Annotated in this window: 14 protein-coding genes and 2 pseudogenes; 6 read left to right on the top strand and 10 right to left on the bottom strand. The window is 72.6% G+C overall.

Annotated features, from left to right (window positions below; genetic code table 11):
• A pseudogene (locus RYN42_RS16780) lies at positions 1 to 195 on the bottom strand (hypothetical protein); the annotation flags it as partial.
• Between the two features lie 198 nt (positions 196 to 393).
• Between RYN42_RS16780 and RYN42_RS16775 the strand changes: the two are divergent.
• Complete coding sequence (locus RYN42_RS16775; RefSeq protein ID WP_315097949.1) at positions 394 to 771, top strand: DUF4870 domain-containing protein; 378 nt, start codon at positions 394 to 396, stop codon at positions 769 to 771.
• A 132-nt stretch (positions 772 to 903) separates the two neighbouring features.
• Here the strand turns inward: RYN42_RS16775 and hemW are convergent, their stop codons facing one another.
• Positions 904 to 2,118, bottom strand: coding sequence for a radical SAM family heme chaperone HemW (hemW, locus tag RYN42_RS16770; RefSeq protein WP_315097948.1), 1,215 nt, complete (start codon positions 2,116 to 2,118; stop codon positions 904 to 906).
• Positions 2,119 to 2,123: 5 nt separating this feature from the next.
• Complete coding sequence (gene lepA / locus RYN42_RS16765; protein ID WP_315097947.1) at positions 2,124 to 4,004, bottom strand: translation elongation factor 4; 1,881 nt, start codon at positions 4,002 to 4,004, stop codon at positions 2,124 to 2,126.
• 112 nt (positions 4,005 to 4,116) lie between these two features.
• Between lepA and RYN42_RS16760 the strand changes: the two genes are divergently transcribed.
• Complete coding sequence (locus RYN42_RS16760; protein ID WP_315097946.1) at positions 4,117 to 4,824, top strand: maleylpyruvate isomerase family mycothiol-dependent enzyme; 708 nt, start codon at positions 4,117 to 4,119, stop codon at positions 4,822 to 4,824.
• A 3-nt stretch (positions 4,825 to 4,827) separates the two neighbouring features.
• Here the strand turns inward: RYN42_RS16760 and RYN42_RS16755 are convergent, their stop codons facing one another.
• From RYN42_RS16755 to RYN42_RS16745, 3 genes are read right to left on the bottom strand one after another with little or no spacing between them, the layout of a single operon-like run.
• The gene (locus tag RYN42_RS16755) at positions 4,828 to 5,667 is read right to left on the bottom strand and encodes a transglutaminase family protein (RefSeq protein ID WP_315097945.1); all 840 of its coding nucleotides are present in this window, start codon (positions 5,665 to 5,667) and stop codon (positions 4,828 to 4,830) included.
• Positions 5,664 to 6,593, bottom strand: a complete 930-nt coding sequence (locus tag RYN42_RS16750; RefSeq protein ID WP_055913316.1) for an alpha-E domain-containing protein — start codon at positions 6,591 to 6,593, stop codon at positions 5,664 to 5,666. The genes RYN42_RS16755 and RYN42_RS16750 overlap by 4 nt, the downstream gene beginning before the upstream one ends.
• A complete protein-coding gene (locus RYN42_RS16745) occupies positions 6,587 to 8,182 on the bottom strand; it encodes a circularly permuted type 2 ATP-grasp protein (RefSeq protein WP_399552518.1) in 1,596 nt (531 codons plus the stop codon). The genes RYN42_RS16750 and RYN42_RS16745 overlap by 7 nt, the downstream gene beginning before the upstream one ends.
• Before the next feature lie 91 nt (positions 8,183 to 8,273).
• Between RYN42_RS16745 and RYN42_RS16740 the strand changes: the two genes are divergently transcribed.
• Positions 8,274 to 8,789, top strand: a complete 516-nt coding sequence (locus tag RYN42_RS16740) for a type II toxin-antitoxin system PemK/MazF family toxin (RefSeq protein WP_315097944.1) — start codon at positions 8,274 to 8,276, stop codon at positions 8,787 to 8,789.
• Positions 8,790 to 9,005: 216 nt separating this feature from the next.
• The gene (gene rpsT / locus RYN42_RS16735) at positions 9,006 to 9,266 is read left to right on the top strand and encodes a 30S ribosomal protein S20 (protein ID WP_315097943.1); all 261 of its coding nucleotides are present in this window, start codon (positions 9,006 to 9,008) and stop codon (positions 9,264 to 9,266) included.
• Between the two features lie 136 nt (positions 9,267 to 9,402).
• Here the strand turns inward: rpsT and RYN42_RS16730 are convergent, their stop codons facing one another.
• Positions 9,403 to 10,725, bottom strand: a complete 1,323-nt coding sequence (locus tag RYN42_RS16730) for a helix-turn-helix domain-containing protein (RefSeq protein ID WP_315097942.1) — start codon at positions 10,723 to 10,725, stop codon at positions 9,403 to 9,405.
• A gap of 100 nt (positions 10,726 to 10,825) precedes the next feature.
• A complete protein-coding gene (locus RYN42_RS16725) occupies positions 10,826 to 10,972 on the bottom strand; it encodes a hypothetical protein (protein ID WP_315097941.1) in 147 nt (48 codons plus the stop codon).
• A gap of 242 nt (positions 10,973 to 11,214) precedes the next feature.
• Between RYN42_RS16725 and RYN42_RS16720 the strand changes: the two genes are divergently transcribed.
• Positions 11,215 to 11,943 (top strand): EAL domain-containing protein, encoded by a 729-nt coding sequence (locus tag RYN42_RS16720; protein WP_315097940.1) that lies wholly within the window; start codon positions 11,215 to 11,217, stop codon positions 11,941 to 11,943.
• Between the two features lie 90 nt (positions 11,944 to 12,033).
• Entirely contained in the window at positions 12,034 to 12,657 is a 624-nt protein-coding gene (locus RYN42_RS16715; RefSeq protein WP_315097939.1) for an EAL domain-containing protein, read from the top strand.
• Positions 12,658 to 12,664: 7 nt separating this feature from the next.
• Here RYN42_RS16715 and holA read toward each other — a convergent pair whose 3' ends face one another.
• On the bottom strand, positions 12,665 to 13,684 hold the full coding sequence (gene holA, locus RYN42_RS16710; protein ID WP_315097938.1) for a DNA polymerase III subunit delta: 1,020 nt from the start codon (positions 13,682 to 13,684) through the stop codon (positions 12,665 to 12,667).
• 19 nt (positions 13,685 to 13,703) lie between these two features.
• Positions 13,704 to 13,936: pseudogene (locus RYN42_RS16705) on the bottom strand (ComEC/Rec2 family competence protein); the annotation flags it as partial.

Below are 13,936 nucleotides of genomic sequence, written 5' to 3'. Positions count from 1 at the left end.
GTAGGGGGGAGCAGGCGGTGCCGCGGGCGGCTGACCGTAGGCCGGAGCAGGCGGTGCCGGCGGGGCCGGCGGCGGGACGGCACCCGGCGCGTCCGGTGGCTCGATCGACCCGGGACCGGTCGCGGGGACGGCCGGGTCCGGCGCCTTCGCGGGCTCGTCGTCTCGCGGCGGGGTACCGCCGGGGTTCTCGCTCATGCGTGGCCTCCCTGGTCACAGGGCGATCGTCGCCCACGCGCCAGCGAACCGGGGTGGGTGGTCGCGTGTCAAGGAAGCGGCATCCCGGGCGGGTCGTGGCCGTCGGTGCGGGCGAGCGGAGCGCGGGCGCGACGCCGCACTGCTGGGTAGGCTGCGCGTGCCGTCGCGGTCGCGGCCACGGACGAGGAGCGAGCCACGATGTCGTACGAGCCCCACCACAGCCCGTCGAGCGGCACGGACCAGGCCCGGAGCCTGGCGATGCTGGCGCACCTGGGCGGGATCCTTGCGTACTTCTGGATCGGCTGGCTGCCCGCCCTGGTCATCTGGCTCGTCCACCGCGAGAGGGGCGGCCAGGTCGCCGCGGAGTCCCGCGTCGCGCTCAACTTCCAGCTCACGGTCGTCATCGGGCTGATCGTCTGCTCCATCGTCCGCTCGGTCCCCGTCGTCGGCGTCGTCGGCTGGCTGGGCTTCATCGCACTGAGCCTCGTCAGCCTGGTCCTGAGCATCCTCGCGGCGCTGGCGGTCCAGCGCGGCGGCGCCTACCGCTACCCGTTCAGCCTGGAGCTGGTGCGCTGACCCTGCGCATTGCGGCCACGACCAGGGCGAGGACGAGCACCAGCAGCACGGTGTTCTGCGCGAACCCTCCCGGCGGCCGAGGGGCCATCTGGCTCACCCGGGACCGCCGTCCGCTGACAGGCGGAGCGGCGGTCAGCCGGCGAGCGTGCGGACGACGGCGTCGGCGAGCAGCCGGCCGCGGCGTGTGAGCACCAGCCGCCGGCCCCCCACCGCGGCACGTCCGTCCACCAGCCCGTCCGCCACGAGCCCCGCGACCGAGGGGCGTGCGGCGGTGGGGAGCGCGTCGAGCGGCAGACCGGCGGCGAGGCGGACCCCGAGCATCAGCCGCTCGAGCACCTCGCCGTCGCCCGTGACGGTCTCCCGGCCCGCGGCCGGGCTCAGTCCCCGGTCCAGCCGGTCGGCGTACGCCCGCGGGTGCTTGACGTTCCACCAGCGCACACCGCCGACGTGGCTGTGCGCGCCGGGCCCGACGCCCCACCAGTCGTCGCCGCGCCAGTAGCTGAGGTTGTGCCGGCAGGCGTCGGCGGGCGTCCGTGCCCAGTTGCTCACCTCGTACCAGTGCAGCCCGGCGGCCTCGAACAGGTCGTCGGCCAGCTCGTACTTGGCGGCCTGGTCGTCGCCGTCGGGCAGCTCCAGCTCGCCGCGGCGCACCTGCACCGCCATGCGCGTGCCGGCCTCGACCACCAGCGCGTACGCGGAGACGTGGTCGACACCGGTCGCCAGTGCGGTCTCGACGCTGGTCCGCCAGTCCTCGAGGGACTCCCCCGGGGTGCCGTAGATGAGGTCGAGCGAGACGGCCAGCCCTGCGTCGCGAGCCCAGCGCACGACGTCGGGGATACGACGAGGATCGTGCGTGCGGTCGAGCGTCGCGAGCACGTGGGGCACCGCGGACTGCATCCCGAACGAGACGCGTGTGAAGCCGGCCTCCGCGAGCGCCGTCAGCGACTCCGGGGTCACCGAGTCCGGGTTGGCCTCCGTGGTGACCTCGACGTCGTCGGCGAGCCCCCACGTGTCACGGACTCCGCCGAGCATGCGCGAGAGGTCCGGGACCGACAGGACGGTGGGGGTGCCGCCGCCGACGAAGACCGTGCTGACAGGCCGAGGAGGAAGCACACCCGCTGCGAGCGCGATCTCCGTGAGCGCGGTGTCCGCGTAGGCGCTCTGGCTCGCCCCGCCACCGAGCTCGGTCGCCGTGTACGTGTTGAAGTCGCAGTACCCGCAGCGCACCGTGCAGAACGGCACGTGCAGGTAGACCCCGAACGCGCGCTCGTCGGCACCCTCGAACGCCGACGCCGGCAGCGAGCCGTCGTCGGGAGCCACATCCCCGTCGGGGAGAGCTGGAGACATTCAGCTCACTTCTTCTTCGCGTCCTTGCCGCCTGCCGACCCCGCGGGCTCGCTGGACAGTGCGGCGATGAAGGCCTCCTGCGGCACGTCGACCCGGCCGATGGTCTTCATGCGCTTCTTGCCCTCCTTCTGCTTCTCCAGGAGCTTGCGCTTGCGGGTGATGTCGCCGCCGTAGCACTTGGCCAGGACGTCCTTGCGGATGGCCCGGATGGTCTCGCGCGCGATGATCCGGGCACCGATGGCGGCCTGGATGGGCACCTCGAACTGCTGGCGCGGGATCAGGTCCTTGAGCTTGGCGGTCATCATCACGCCGTACGCGTAGGCCTTGTCCTTGTGCACGATCGCGCTGAACGCGTCGACGGTCTCGCCCTGCAGCAGGATGTCGACCTTCACCAGGTCCGCCACCTGGTCGCCGATGCGCTCGTAGTCCAGGCTGGCGTACCCGCGCGTCTTGGACTTCAGCTGGTCGAAGAAGTCGAACACGATCTCGGCCATCGGCAGGACGTACCGCAGCTCGACGCGCTCCTCGGACAGGTAGTCCATGCCCTGCAGCTCGCCGCGCTTGGTCTGGCAGAGCTCCATGATCGCGCCGATGAACTCGGCCGGGGACAGGATGGTCGCCTTGACCATCGGCTCGTTCACGTCGCCGATCTTGCCCGCGGGGAACTCGCTCGGGTTGGTCACGGTGACCACCGTCTTGTCCTCGAGGGTGACCTCGTAGACGACGTTCGGCGCGGTCGAGATCAGGTCCAGGTCGAACTCGCGCTCGAGCCGCTCCCGCACGATCTCCAGGTGCAGCAGGCCGAGGAAGCCGACACGGAACCCGAACCCGAGCGCGACCGACGTCTCCGGCTCGTAGTTCAGTGCCGCGTCGTTGAGCTTCAGCTTGTCCAGGGCGTCGCGCAGGACCGGGTAGTCCGTGCCGTCGATCGGGTACAGGCCGGAGAACACCATCGGCTTCGGGTCGGAGTACCCGCCAAGGGCGGACGACGCCGGCTTGCTCGCGTTGGTCACCGTGTCCCCGACCTTGGACTGGCGCACGTCCTTCACGCCGGTGATCAGGTACCCCACCTCGCCGACGCCGAGCCCCTTGGTCGGCACGGGCTCCGGGGAGATCACCCCGATCTCCAGCAGCTCGTGCGTCGCGCGCGTCGACATCATCACGATCTTCTCGCGCGGGTTGAGGTTGCCGTCGATGACCCGGACGTAGGTGACGACGCCGCGGTAGGTGTCGTAGACCGAGTCGAAGATCATCGCGCGCGCCGGGGCGTTCGCGTCCCCGGTGGGCGGCGGGACCAGCTCGACGATGCGGTCCAGCAGCTCGACCACGCCGGCGCCGGTCTTGCCGGACACCCGCAGGCAGTCCTCCGGCTCGCCGCCGATGAGCTTGGCCAGCTCCTCCGCGTACTTCTCGGGCTGTGCGGCCGGCAGGTCGATCTTGTTGAGCACCGGGATGATCGTGAGGTCGTTCTCCAGCGCCAGGTACAGGTTGGCCAGGGTCTGGGCCTCGATGCCCTGCGCGGCGTCGACCAGCAGCACGGCGCCCTCGCAGGCGGCGAGCGACCGGGACACCTCGTACGTGAAGTCGACGTGCCCGGGGGTGTCGATCATGTTCAGCGCGAAGGCCTTGTCCTCCACACCCCAGGGCATGCGCACGGCCTGCGACTTGATGGTGATCCCGCGCTCGCGCTCGATGTCCATCCGGTCGAGGTACTGCGCCCGCATGGCCCGCGAGTCGACGACGCCCGTGAGCTGCAGCATGCGGTCAGCCAGCGTGGACTTGCCGTGGTCGATGTGCGCGATGATGCAGAAGTTGCGCAGCAGCTCGGGCGCGGTGGCCGCGGGCTGGATGCGCGACGAGGCGGCTGCACTCGGGATCGGGGACAAGCGGACTGCTCCTGGGCGTCGGCGGCGGGCGGCGCACCTGGTGGCGCCTTCCCGACGAACGGTGACCGGTGACAGCCTGTCGGCTGTCGGTGGTCGGTCCCACCATGGTCCCATGACGACGACCCGTCCTTCTCCCGGCCTGCTCGAGGTCCTCGGCGGGCTGCAGGACGACTTCCTCGCCACCATCCCCCAGGTCGACCCGACCACCCGCGTGCCGTGGTGCGGCCGCTGGCGGGTGCGTGACCTGGTGGTCCACCTCGCCCGCATCCACCACTGGGCAGCCGGGCAGGCACGCCGCCGGCAGGAGACGCCTCTCGGTCGCGGCCCGTTCGTGCTCGAGGAGCTCTACGCCACGTGCGCGGCCGAGCTGCGCGGGACGCTGGCCCAGCTCGGCCCGGACGCCGAGTCGTGGACGCTGCTCGGCACCGGTCCGGCCTCCTTCTGGCACCGCCGCCAGACGCACGAGACCCTGGTCCACCTCTGGGACCTGCGGACCGCGGGCGGGCAGGAGCTCGCCGTGGAGCCCGCACTGTGGGCGGACACGGTCGACGAGGTGGTCACCGTCATGCAGCCGCGCCAGGAGCGCATGGGCCGGATGGAGCCGCTCCCCGCGCCGCTGCGGCTGGTCGCCGACGACGCCGATCGAGCCTGGCTGCTCGGCGCACCGACCGTCCCTGCGCCGTCCGCCACCGTCACCGGACCCGCCGAGGCGCTCGCCCTGCTGCTCTGGGGCCGCACGACCCCCGACGACGACCGGCTCACCGTCTCCGGCGACGCCGGCGCGCTGGTCGACGCCCTCGGCCGCCGGCTCACGCCGTGACGCTCAGGCCTCCCGGGTGATCTGCACCTGGACCTCGGCGTCCTGCGTGCCCGCACCGGCGTAGATCCCCCGCAGCGGTGGCACGTCGTCGTAGGACCGGCCGCGTGCGAGCACCACGTGGTGGTCACCGGCGGCCACCCGGTTGGTCACGTCGTACGCGAACCACTCGCCCACCCACCACTCGACCCACGCGTGCGAGTCGCCGAGCACGGTGCTGCCGACCGGCGCCGCGGAGTCCGGGTGCAGATACCCCGACACGTAGCGCGCGGGGATACCGACGGACCGCAGCGCGCCGGCCACCAGGTGGGCGATGTCCTGGCAGACACCGGCCCGCGCCGTCCACGCCTCCCCGGCGGGGGTGTGCACCGTGGTGACCCCCGGGATGTACTCCATCTCGTCCCGCAGCGCGTCGGCCACCGCCAGGGCGGCCTCCGTCGGCTCGAGGTCGCCGGCCACCCGGTGCGCGAGCTCGACCACGTCCGCGGGAGGTGCCGTCGTGGGTGTGTCGGAGAGGAACTCCGCCAGCCGGTCGCGCAGCTCCGCACCGCGCAGGGTGTCCCAGCCGGCCGGGCTGCGCAGCGGACCGCGCTCCGCCACCTCGACCAGGTGCTCCGCGGTGACGACCATCGACTCGTGGGGGGTCAGCACCTCGAACGCCGTGACCGCGGTCCCCCAGTAGTCCCGGTACTCGAACCAGCCGGTGTGCGGCTGGACGTCGATCCTGGTCTCCAGCACCGTCTGCCCCTGCTGCGACAGCGGCGTCATCCGCGCCTCGTTGTACGACGCCACCACGGCGCTGCCGTACCGGAACGTCGACGTGTGGACCACCCGCAGCCGGCTCACAGTGCCTCCCCCACCCAGTTCGTCGACGACGCGCTCGGGAAGTACCGGCCGCGGATCGCGTCCGAGGCCGCCGAGCAGGCGCGCTGCACCCGCTCCATCTCCTTGGGCAGGGAGTCGAGCACCTCGAGCAGCGGCCGGTACTCGAGGTTGGTGCGGACGTAGCCGATGTGCCGCCGCGCATCGTCCACGGCCGCGCGGTCGGACGTGCCCTCGAGGTTGGCCAGGCACGCCTCGGCCTGGTTCAGCGCGAACACGATGGAGCGCGGGAACAGCCGGTCGGTGAGCAGGAACCCGGCGGCCCGCTCGTCGGAGGCTGCCCCGCGGTACATGCGCAGGAACGCCTCGTGCGCGCCGCAGGAGCGCAGCAGCGTGGTCCAGCTCGGTCCGGCGGACCCGGCCAGCGCACGCGTCGTGAGCAGCCGGGCGGTCATGTCGGCACGCTCGATCGACCGGCCGAGCACCATGAAGTTCCAGGTGTCGTCGCGCGACGTGGCGGAGTCCATGATCCCGGCGACGATCGCGGCGCGCTCCCGCACCCACGTGAAGTAGTCGTGCGGCCGCGCGGGCCGCATGTGGGAGGGCAGCTGGTTCCAGGTCGCGTTGAGGCACTCCCAGAGCTCGGTCGAGATGATCTCCCGCGCCCGTCGCGCGTTCTCCCGGGCGGAGACCAGCGACCCCGCGATCGACGACGGCGCGAACCGGTCGTACGCCAGCATGTCCAGCACGTACTCCCGGCCGACCTCGACGTGCGCCGGCGGCGGCTCCCGGTCCATCACGGACAGCAGCGACCGGCACGCCAGGTCCTCCTCGGCCCAGGGGTCCTCGAGCAGGATCTGGACGTGCACGTCGAGCAGGCGTGCGGTGTCGTCCGCGCGCTCGACGTAGCGTCCGATCCAGAACAGCGACTCCGCGATCCGGCTCAGCACGGGACACCTCCTGCGGTCGACGTCCGACCCTGCTGCTGCTGTTGCTGCATGACCTGGGCGCGCACGTCGTTGGGGTTCGAGTCGATCGGTACGGCCGAGTCCTGCGCCACCGCCTGCGGGAGCTCGGACGCCTGCCGCACGGCCCGGCGGGGCACCGCGCCACCGAGCACCCAGGTGTCCTTCGACCCCCCGCCCTGCGAGGAGTTGACCACCAGCTCGCCCTCCGGCAGCGCCACCCGCGTCAGCCCGCCGGGGAGCACGAAGACCGACTCGCCGTCGTTCACCGCGAACGGGCGCAGGTCGGTGTGCCGCGGCCGCAGCCCGTCCTCGACGAGCGTCGGCAGCGTCGACAGCTGCACGACCGGCTGCGCGATCCACCCGCGCGGGTCCTCCCGCAGCCGCACCCGGAGCTGGTCGAGCTGGGCGGCCGACGCCTTCGGGCCGACTACCAGGCCCTTGCCCCCGGACCCGTCGACGGGCTTGACCACCAGCTCGTCGAGCCGGTCGAGCACCTCCTCGAGCGCGTCCGGCTCCTCGAGGCGCCACGTGTCGACGTTGCGCAGGATGGGCTGCTCGCTCAGGTAGTAGCGGATCAGGTCGGGCACGTAGGTGTACACGAGCTTGTCGTCGGCCACCCCGTTGCCCACCGCGTTCGCGATGGTGACGGTGCCGTTGCGCGCGCAGGTCATGAGACCGGGGCTGCCCAGGTAGGAGTCGTTGCGGAACACCACCGGGTCGAGGTACTCGTCGTCGACCCGTCGGTAGATGACGTCGACCCGCCGCCGGCCCTGTGTCGTGCGCATCCAGACCCGGCCGCCGGAGCAGAACAGGTCCCGCCCCTCCACCAGCTCGACGCCCATCATCCGCGCGAGCAGCGAGTGCTCGTAGTACGCGCTGTTGAAGACCCCGGGGGTCAGGACGACAACCGTGGGCTCGTCGACGCCCGACGGTGCCGCTGCGGTCAGTGCCGACAGCAGCCGTCGTGGGTAGTCGGCGACCGGCCGGATCCGCAGCGCGGCGAACAGCTCGGGGAAGGTCTGCGCCATGGCGCGGCGGTTGGAGAGCACGTAGCTGACGCCGCTGGGCACCCGCACGTTGTCCTCGAGCACCCGCCAGCCGCCCAGGCTGTCGCGGACCAGGTCGATCCCCGACACGTGCACCCGCACGCCGTTCGGCGGGTTGATCCCGCGGGCGGCCCGCAGGAAGTTGGTCGACGACAGGACCACGCTGCGCGGGATGACCCCGTCGGCGATGGCCCGCTGCGGCCCGTAGACGTCCGCGAGGAACGCCTCGAGCGCACGCACCCGCTGGGCGACACCGGGCGCCACGTGCTCCCACTCGTCGCCGGCCAGCACGCGCGGCACGACGTCCAGCGGGAACGGGCGCTCCTCGCCGGCGAAGTCGAACGTGACGCCCTGAGCGAGGTAGGACCGCGCGAGGGTCTCGGCGCGCGCCCGCAGCTCACCGGCGCTCAGCTGCGCCAGCGCCCGGTGCAGGCCCTTGTAGGCCGTGCGCGAGCCGCCCCCGTCGGGGTCGATCATCTCGTCCCAGGCCGGTCCGCCCGGGTAGTCGTCGAACAGGTCCGCCATGCTCCGGACAGTAACCGCCCGGTGATACCGCCGCGTTACGTGCGCCGACACCGGCGGGTCGCCGGAGCCGGGTCCGGGTACCGTCGCCTCCGTGACGACGAGCACCGGCTGGACCCGCGTCCGACGAGCGCTGCGCGGCGCGGTGGCCCGGCTCACCAGCCCCCCGAGCACGCGGCCCACCCGGCAGCCCGGCCGGACGCCCCCGCTACCCGACCACGACGGGGCGGTCCGCCTCGAGTACGCCCCTCGCCTGGACGGCGACGCCGACCCCGGCGAGATCGTCTGGGGATGGGTGCCGTACGAGGACGACCCCCGCCGTGGCAAGGACAGGCCCGTCCTGGTCATCGGCCGCGACGGCGCGGAGCTGCTCGCCCTGATGCTCTCGAGCAAGGACCACTCGCGCGACGCCTCCCTCGAGGCGCGCCACGGCCGGGTGTGGATGGACATCGGCACCGGCGCCTGGGACTCCCAGCGCAGGCCCAGCGAGGTGCGGCTCGACCGCATCCTGCGGCTGCAGGCGTCCGCGGTGCGCCGCGAGGGGGCGATCATCGACCGCGGGCTGTTCGACGAGGTGGCGACCGCGCTGCGACGGACGCATCCCTGGTGAGCTCCCGTGAGTCTCCCGTGAGTCTCCCGTGAGTGAGGTCACTGGGTTCGGGCGGACGGCTCCTGCCTGCTAACATCGTTACTCGCGTGTCCGCCCGGGTCGGCGGGCACAAGCCCAGCTCCTCCCCGCGGGTGTCCCCACGCCCCAGTCCCGGAGCTGTGCGCCGCCCTCTAGACCTGTCAGATCGCTTCGGCGAACGCACAAGAGAGTCCACACGTGGCCAACATCAAGTCCCAGATCAAGCGCATCACCACCAACGAGAAGGCGCGCCTGCGCAACAAGGCGGTGAAGTCCGAGCTCCGGACGCACATCCGTCGCGTTCGCGAGGCTGTCGCCGGTGGCGACAAGGACGCTGCGTCGACCGCGCTCGTCGAGGCGTCGCGCAAGCTCGACAAGGCCGTCTCCAAGGGTGTCATCCACGAGAACCAGGCCGCCAACAAGAAGTCGGCGCTGGCGAAGTCGGTCGGCGCACTCTGACCGTCTGCTGAGCTGGTCAGGACCGGTCGACGACCGGTTGTGACCGCCAGGCACGTCGCGTCACCGTCCTCACGGACAACAGTGAAGGCGTCACCCCCCCTGCGGGGTGACGCCTTCGCTGTTCTCCGACCGTCGATCAGGCCAGCGACCAGGTCTCCCAGGAGCTGAGCGGGATCGTCGGACGGAAGCCTGCTTCGCGCAGTGCGCGGTCGTACGCCTGCGCCGCCGACGCGCTGTCGCCGTGCATGGCGTACCGGTCGCCCAGGTCTCGCCAGGCCGACGCCGACTGGCGGGAGGCCGACATCATGCCGAGCAGGTCCGCCGCCGACTCGTACGCGCGCGCGGCGCCCACGACGTCACCGCGGGCGTGCAGCGCGTCGCCGCGCGACAGCTGCGCGAACGCGGTCTCGAGGCGCGGCGGGTCACCCAGCCGCTCGAGGGCCGACGTGGCGAACCGCTCCGCCGCATCGATGTCTCCGAGGAGCAGGTAGGCACGGGAGCGCTCGACGTCGACACGCGACAGGTCGAGCTCCGAGCCGAGCACGGCGAGGCCAGGGGCGGCCCGCTCGATCTGGTCCAGCGCACCGCGCGGGTCCACCGGGTCGGAGCGCAGCAGGAGCCACGCGTAGTTGACCCGCAGTCGCGGCAGGTCGCGGTCGGCCTCGCCCTCGGACAGCAGCGCCAGGGCCCGCTCCGTGTACCGCTGGGCGAGCTCGTAGTCGCGTCGTTGCTCGGCGACGAGCGCGGCGTTCCAGTACACGCTGCCTCGCCCGCGCGGGGTGCCCAGCGACTCGGCGAGGCGGACGAGCTCCGCGGCGCGGTGCGTCGCGTACAGCAGGTCGCCGCGCTCGACGTACGCCCACAGGACGGTCGAGGCGAGCCGCAGGTGCTCGTCGGTGCCGCTGAGGTCGGCCGCCTCCAGCTCGTCGAGCGTCCGCTCCCCGACCTCGACGCTGCGGTGCAGGTCACCGGCCTCGAGGTAGGACGCCACGAGCGCGTTGGCCAGCTGGGCCGACTCGATGTGGTGCGTGCGGGCCCGCGAGTCCGCCAGGAGCGGCTCGAGGATCGCCACGGCCGCCTCGAGGTCGCCGAGGACCTCGAACGCGTGCGCGAGCGTGGTCAGGGCCTCCACGCGGACCGCCGGCGAGACGATGTCCAGGTCGAGCGCCTCGAGCCGGCGCCTGGCCCCGGCGGCGTCGCCCTGGGTCATGTCCAGCTTGGCGTAGTCGATCTCGAGGCGTGTACGCGCCTCGTTCGGACCGTCCTCACCGTGCTTGAGGTACTCGAGGGTCGTGCCCAGGCGGGTGGCCAGCACGGCGAGCGCGGAGTCGGTCGGTTCGCGATGACCCGCCTCGATCAACGAGATGTAGCTGGGTGAGAACGCAGACCCTGCGAGTGAGGTCTGGGACAGCCCAGCGGCGAGCCGGGCCTCGCGTACCCGGTCAGCAATGGTGGTCATGGGAAGTCATTGTATGTGTGACGTCCCCCGGATGCACCACCCCCCGCGGAGGCGGCGTGTCTGTGCCTCCGCTGTGCATCCGGCAGGTCGGTCGGTGGTCTCAGTTGATGATGAGCCGGCAGCAGCCGCTGGCTCCACCGGAGCTCGCGGCGTCCCCGGTCCCGTCGGCGAGCGCCGAGGAGGGAGCCAGCGCGAGCGACCCGATCACCGAGAGGACGACCAGGGCGGTCTTGAGCGGTCTGGGCATGGGGGGTGCTCCTTCGTCTGTCCGGTGTCGGCCACAGTTGTCCGACAGGTGTCCGTCTGTACGGATGGTGCACATGATGGCGTGCGACGCGCGTGATGTCTGCCGTTACTGGCCGGTCGGTCCCTGATCGGGTGAATGTTCGGCCACGCCACCACCCTACGAGCAGGCACGGGACCGACACCGCGGAATTCCACCCGCGCAACGTCGGTTCACAGCCCGGAACATGTGGTGTCATAGATGCCATGACACCGGACGACGCCGACGGGCGGCTCGCGCATCTCGCAGCCGCGGTGGAGGACGCCATTCCCGCCGGCCTCCGCCAGGAGTGGGCGCAGCGCATCTCGCGCGAGCCGGTGCTCGTCGCCCGGCAGGGCATCTTCTCGGAGCACGGTCGCCCGTTCGCGTACCAGCTGTCGTTCCGGTCGCCGGACCAGCACACCGCCGCCGCGATCTCCTGGAGCTCGCACCAGCACGAGCGGGCCACGGCCCACGTGCTGGGTGCCACCTTCGGCCGGGCCGACCTCGAGCACGTCGCCAACGGCCGGCTGCTGTTCGTGCGGTGCCCGCGCGCCTATCTGGTGGGCGACCTGCCCATCCCCCGCAGGCCGGACCGCCTCGTCATCGAGGTCAACGACGCCGTCACGGTGGACTCCGCGGTGCTGTGCGGCATCCGACGGCTGCGTGAGGAGGGCTTCCGCATCGCGGTCCCCTCCTTCGTCAGCAACCCGAACCAGCGGCGGCTGCTCCCCCACGCCGACTTCGTCAAGATCGACGTGCGCGACCTCGACGTCGAGGGCCCACCGGTGGTGCACCTCGCGCGCTCCTACGGTGCGCTGCTGGTGGCGGAGTACGTCGAGAGCGCCGAGACGCTCCGCCACGCTCGGGACCTCGGCTTCACCCTGTTCCAGGGGAACCTGCTGGAGCGCGCGGGCATCCTGGACCGCGCCAGCGCCCGGCGCGTCAGCCTCTAGCGTGCCGCTGACCCCGTTCGCCGTCACAGACCGTTGGCCCGATCGGGTGAACGCGCGTCATGACGAGGCTCGACACCCCTCTCATCGGGTGTGACCGCGTCCGTCGACTCCCCCGCCGTGCCGTCCCGGCTCCCGATCGCGTCCCAGCCCATCTGGACGCTGGACGGTCGGCTCTTCGGCAACGAGTTCCTCTATCGCTCCCGTGACGGGCTGCCCGCGCAGGTCGACCTGTGGCGCTCGGACCGGCAGGACGGCGCCACCGCCTCCGTGCTCGACGTCCTCTTCGGGGACGGTCCCCCGGTCGCCTCCACGTTCGCCTTCGTGAACGTCACCCGCTCGTTCCTGGTGCAGGACCGGCCGCTCCCCGAGCACGCGGGCCGCCTCGTGCTCGAGGTCGTCGAGACGGTCCCGGCCGACGACGACGTCATCGCCGGCCTGCAGCGCCTCCGCTCGCTCGGGTACCGCATCGCGATCGACGACTTCACCGGTGAGCCCGACCAGGTGGCGATGATGCCGTACGCCGACTTCGTGAAGATCGACTGCCGCGACGTCGGACGGCAGGGCGCGGCCCTCGTGCGGCTCGCACGCCGGCACGGCGCCGCGCTCGTCGCGGAGCGGGTGTCCGACGCGCGGCTGGTCGAGGCGTGCCACATCTGGGGGTTCGACCTGCTGCAGGGCGACGTGCTCGGACCGGCCATCACGCTCGTGGCGTAGCCCGCCGTCAGGAGCCGACGGCGCCCGCGACACGCAGGACGGCCCGCTCGACGGCGAACCGCGGGTCGCGACCCTCTCCCTTGACCTCCGCGTCCGCCTGCGCGACTGCCGAGATGGCGCTCGCCAGGCCCTCGGGAGTCCAGCGGCGCAGGTCGGTCATCGCGCGGTCGGTCTGCCACGGAGCCAGGCCGAGGTCCCGGACGGCGCCGGCGCCCCGACCGCCCACCGCCGCCACCTTGGCCAGCACCCGCAGCTTCGCCGCCAGCGCCGCCACGATCGGGACGGGGTCCACGCCGGTCGCCAGCGCGTGGCGCAGCAGTGCCACCGCCTGCCCCGACTGGCCGGCCACCGCGGCGTCGGCCACCCGGAAGCCGGTGGCCTCGATCCTGCCGCCGTAGTACCGCTCGACGACCTCGGGCCCGATCAGCCCCGCGGTGTCGGCCACCAGCTGCGCGCACGAGGCAGCGAGCTCGCGCAGGTCGCTGCCCACCGCGTCGACGAGCGCCCGCACCGCCTGCGCGTCCGCGCGGCGACCGGCACGTCGCAGTTCCGCGGTGACGAAGGCGGTCTTGTCGCCGTCGGACTTGACGACGTCGCACGCCACGGTCGGCACGCCGGCCGACCGCAGGGCGTCGAGGAGCTTCTTGCCGCGCTGGCCGCCGGCGTGGCGCAGCACGAGGACCACGTCCGCCGGGGGCGCCGCGAGGTACGCGGTGACGTCGTCGAGCAGCTCCTCGCCGGCGCGTTCCAGGCCGTCGACGACCACGACCTTGTCCTCCGCGAACAGCGACGGGCTGGTGACCACCCCGAGGGTCCCCGCCGAGTAGTCCGCGGCGTCCAGGCGGGTGACCTCGACGCCCGCGTCGGCTGCTCGGGCCAGAAAGACCACCCGGTCGACTGCGCGGTCGGCCAGCAGGTCCTCGGCGCCGCTGACCAGCAGGACCGGGGCGAGCTCCACCTCGAGCCACGAGACGCCGACGGTGCCCCGGCTGGTGCGGGCGGCGGGTCGGCGGGTGGCGGGAGGCACGGGGACAGCCTGCCAGACGTCACCGACGGTCAGCGGTGCGCAGGACGAGCAGCCGGACCGTGCACACCCCCGCGACGGCGAGCACGAGCACGCCGGTCCACCCCGGGAGCCACGCCACCTGGGCACCCGGGGCGGCCGATGCGACCCGCGCCACGGCGCCGATCCACCAGCAGGCCGCCCCCGCGCCCAGGGCCAGCGCCTGCGCGCCCTCGCTCCACCAGGGCGCGACGCACCCCGCAGCCAGGCCCAGCA

The organism is uncultured Cellulomonas sp. (assembly GCF_963527515.1).
Lineage (GTDB): Bacteria > Actinomycetota > Actinomycetes > Actinomycetales > Cellulomonadaceae > Cellulomonas.
The sequence above is the reverse complement of the archived record's forward strand: the minus strand, read 5'-3'. Positions and strand labels throughout refer to the sequence as shown.